The 2,886-nt window shown below is 55.2% G+C and carries 5 protein-coding genes and 1 pseudogene; all 6 read left to right on the top strand.

Going from position 1 to position 2,886, the window contains the following annotated elements:
- Positions 1 to 59: 59 nt before the first annotated feature.
- Positions 60 to 368: pseudogene (locus tag QI197_05815) on the top strand (50S ribosomal protein L19e).
- On the top strand, positions 361 to 963 hold the full coding sequence (locus tag QI197_05820) for a 50S ribosomal protein L18 (protein ID MDK2372878.1): 603 nt from the start codon (positions 361 to 363) through the stop codon (positions 961 to 963). Before QI197_05815 ends, QI197_05820 begins: the two are co-directional and overlap by 8 nt.
- 32 nt (positions 964 to 995) lie before the next feature.
- The gene (locus QI197_05825; GenBank protein ID MDK2372879.1) at positions 996 to 1,640 is read left to right on the top strand and encodes a 30S ribosomal protein S5; all 645 of its coding nucleotides are present in this window, start codon (positions 996 to 998) and stop codon (positions 1,638 to 1,640) included.
- 101 nt (positions 1,641 to 1,741) lie between these two features.
- Positions 1,742 to 2,230, top strand: coding sequence for a 50S ribosomal protein L30 (locus QI197_05830; GenBank protein ID MDK2372880.1), 489 nt, complete (start codon positions 1,742 to 1,744; stop codon positions 2,228 to 2,230).
- Positions 2,227 to 2,694, top strand: coding sequence for an uL15 family ribosomal protein (locus QI197_05835; protein MDK2372881.1), 468 nt, complete (start codon positions 2,227 to 2,229; stop codon positions 2,692 to 2,694). The genes QI197_05830 and QI197_05835 overlap by 4 nt, the downstream gene beginning before the upstream one ends.
- Positions 2,695 to 2,719: 25 nt before the next feature.
- A partial coding sequence (locus QI197_05840) for a preprotein translocase subunit SecY (GenBank protein ID MDK2372882.1) occupies positions 2,720 to 2,886 on the top strand: 167 nt, incomplete at its 3' end.

The following is a 2,886-nucleotide window of genomic DNA, read 5'->3' on the forward strand; positions in this document are numbered from 1 at the left end:
GGGTTAGGATAAACCCTGAGAAGATAGAGCTCATACAGGAAGCGATAACTAGGAGCGATATAAGGAGACTGATAAGGTCCGGGGCCATAGAGATACTGCCCAAGAGGGGAGTGAGTAGAGCCAGGACCAGGGCGAGGCCGAAACGCAGGGGTCCTGGTAGGAGGAAAGGCGGCAAGTACTGACGACTTCCTAGGAAGAGGAGATGGGTGAACAAGATAAGGGCCCTGAGGAGGGAACTCAAATCGATGAAAGAGAGGGGAATAATAGACGCCAAGATGTACAGGGATCTCTACAGGAGACTCTCTAGGTTCGACAGCGTCTCCCACCTCAGGTCCCACATCATGAGGGAGGTGAAGGGGGTTGGCTAGATCAGCTAGGTACAAGGTCAGATTCAGACGGAGAAGGGAGGGTAAGACCGACTACAAGAAGAGGCTGGCTCTGCTGAAGAGCGGGCTCCCTAGGATGGTGGTCAGGAGGACTAACAGGTACATAATAGTGCAATTCGTCAAGTTCAGACCCGAGGGGGATGAGGTAATAGCATACGCTTTCTCCAAGGAGCTATCGAGATATGGATGGCCGTACGGAGGGAAGAACACGTCTGCGGCCTATCTCACCGGGTACTTGGCGGCTCTGAGGGCTAAGGAGGCGGGAGTCGAGAGGGCGGTTTTAGATATAGGGAGGTTCCCATCCACCAAGGGCTCTAGGCTCTACGCGGCCCTCAAGGGCGCCTTAGACGCGGGTATAGAGATTCCCCACTCTCCTGAGGTACTACCCGAGGAGGACAGGATAAGGGGCGAGCATATAGCCTCTTGGGCCTCCTCTTTAAAGGAGGATAACGAGGAGTTCTACAGGAGACAGTTTGCCCTTTACTTGTCTAGGGAAGCAGATCCGGAGTCCATGCCTGAGGTCTTCGAGAGGGTGCTGTCTCAGCTGGAGCGCGGGCCCTCGGGAGGCAATGGTTAAATAAGCAGGGAGCTAAGGGAGGGTTGAGGAAAATGTCAGCCGAGGGAGAGGCTCAAAGCGAGTTGGAGAGGACTTGGACCCCCAGAACTAGGGTGGGCAAACTCGTCGCTGAAGGTAGGATCAAGAGCATAGACGAGATACTGAGGAGGGGCATGCCCATCCAAGAGCCGGAGATAGTCGATCTCTTGGTTCCAGGCCTTAAAGAGGAGATAATAGAGGTGAGGAGGGTTCAGAGGCAGACCGACGCGGGTGAGCTGACCCAGCTCAGGATAGTGGCCGCTGTTGGAGATGGGATGAGCTACGTCGGCGTCGGGAAGGGCAAGGGGAGGGAGTTCAGGATAGCCTTGGCTGATGCCATAAGGAACGCCAAGCTGAACATAGTAAAGGTGAGGAAGGGCTGTGGCTCTTGGGAATGCGGTTGCGGCAGGCCCCACTCAATCCCTGCCACGGTGACTGGGTCCTCAGGCTCCGTGAGAGTCACCCTGATGCCAGCCCCTAGGAAGCTGGGCATAGTGGGCAACGAGACCGCTAAGGTGATACTGGGACTGGGCGGCCTGCAGGACGTTAGGGTGTTCTCCAAAGGTCAGACGAAGAACAGGATGAATTACGCCTTCGCGATTCACGATGCGCTCTGGAAGCTCCTCCTGATGACCCTCCCGCAGGACTGGAGGGTCTGATCTAAAGCTTTTTATTCCCTCGTTCTAGTCAGGTGGAGAGGCGCGCGCCCGTTAGGCGCGGGAGCGCACGATGTCGGGTGCGCCCTGAGAGGTGATTGGGATTGGAAGAGGTCCCGCTGATGGCCGTTGTGAGGATAAGGGGTAGAGTCGACATAAAGCCGGATATACGGCATACTCTGGATATGCTCCACATGAAGAGGAAGTTCTGGGCTACCGTGGTGCCCCTGACTCCCTCGTATAAGGGAATGCTTCACAAGGTCAAGGACTACACCACTTACGGGGAGATCGACAGGGAGACCCTGATACAACTACTCAAGGCTAGAGGGGAGCTCACTACTGGAGGCAGGCTGACGGACGGGTGGCTGGAGAAACATAGGAAGGAAACTGGTTTCTCGAGTGTAGAGGAGCTAGTCGATGCAGTTATGGGGGGAGAGGTGAGGCTTCACAAGTTGAAGTGGCTGAAGCCCTATTTCAGGCTTCATCCCCCCAAGGGAGGGTTCAAGAAGACGACGAAGAGGGCGTGGAATGACGGAGGAGAGTTAGGATATAGGGGGAAGGAGATAAATAGGCTCTTGAGGAGGATGATATGATGCGGACTATGCCTAGGAGGAGGAAGAAGAGTAGAAAGCTGAGAGGACACAGGCTCCACGGGTACGGGCAGCAGAGGCAGCACAGGAGGAGCGGAAGACAGGGTGGGTTCGGAAAGGCAGGAGTGAAGAAGCATCTCTGGACTTGGATAACAGCGTATGAGCCAGACTATTTCGGTAGAGGCAGGAGGGGATTTAAGAGGCCAAGGGCTGTCGTCAGGGAGGTGAGGACTGTAAATGTGGGGGAGTTAGAGAGGATGCTCCCGAACCTGATGTCCCTAGGATACGCCAGGGAGACTGAGAAGGGCATAGAGATCGACCTGTCAGAAGCTGGTTACGATAAGTTGCTGGGTAGGGGCAGCGTCACCAAGCCCTTGCTGGTCAAAATAGACCTAGCCACGGAGATGGCCGTCAGGAAGTTAGAGGAGGCAGGAGGTGCCGTGCTAACGGAATCGGAATCCGAGTGAGAGTGAGGGGGTAAACATGAGCATAATGAGGGAGATAATCGCCAAGATAAATAAGGGGATACCGGAGGTAGAGAAGCCCAAAAGGACCCCCTCCCTCAAGGAGAAGCTCATCTGGACGGCTGTAACCCTTCTTATATACTTCTTCCTGACCGAGGTTCCCCTGTACGGTATCCCTAGGGGTGGACTGGATTT

Source organism: Thermoproteota archaeon (genome assembly GCA_030130125.1).
Lineage (GTDB): Archaea > Korarchaeota > Korarchaeia > Korarchaeales > Korarchaeaceae > Korarchaeum.

What these genes read in the sequence shown, in the direction of transcription:
- QI197_05835 (MDK2372881.1), top strand. Translation starts at nt 2,227, where the DNA reads ATGATGCGGACTATGCCTAGGAGGAGGAAGAAGAGTAGAAAGCTGAGA.
- QI197_05825 (MDK2372879.1), top strand. Translation starts at nt 996, where the DNA reads ATGTCAGCCGAGGGAGAGGCTCAAAGCGAGTTGGAGAGGACTTGGACC.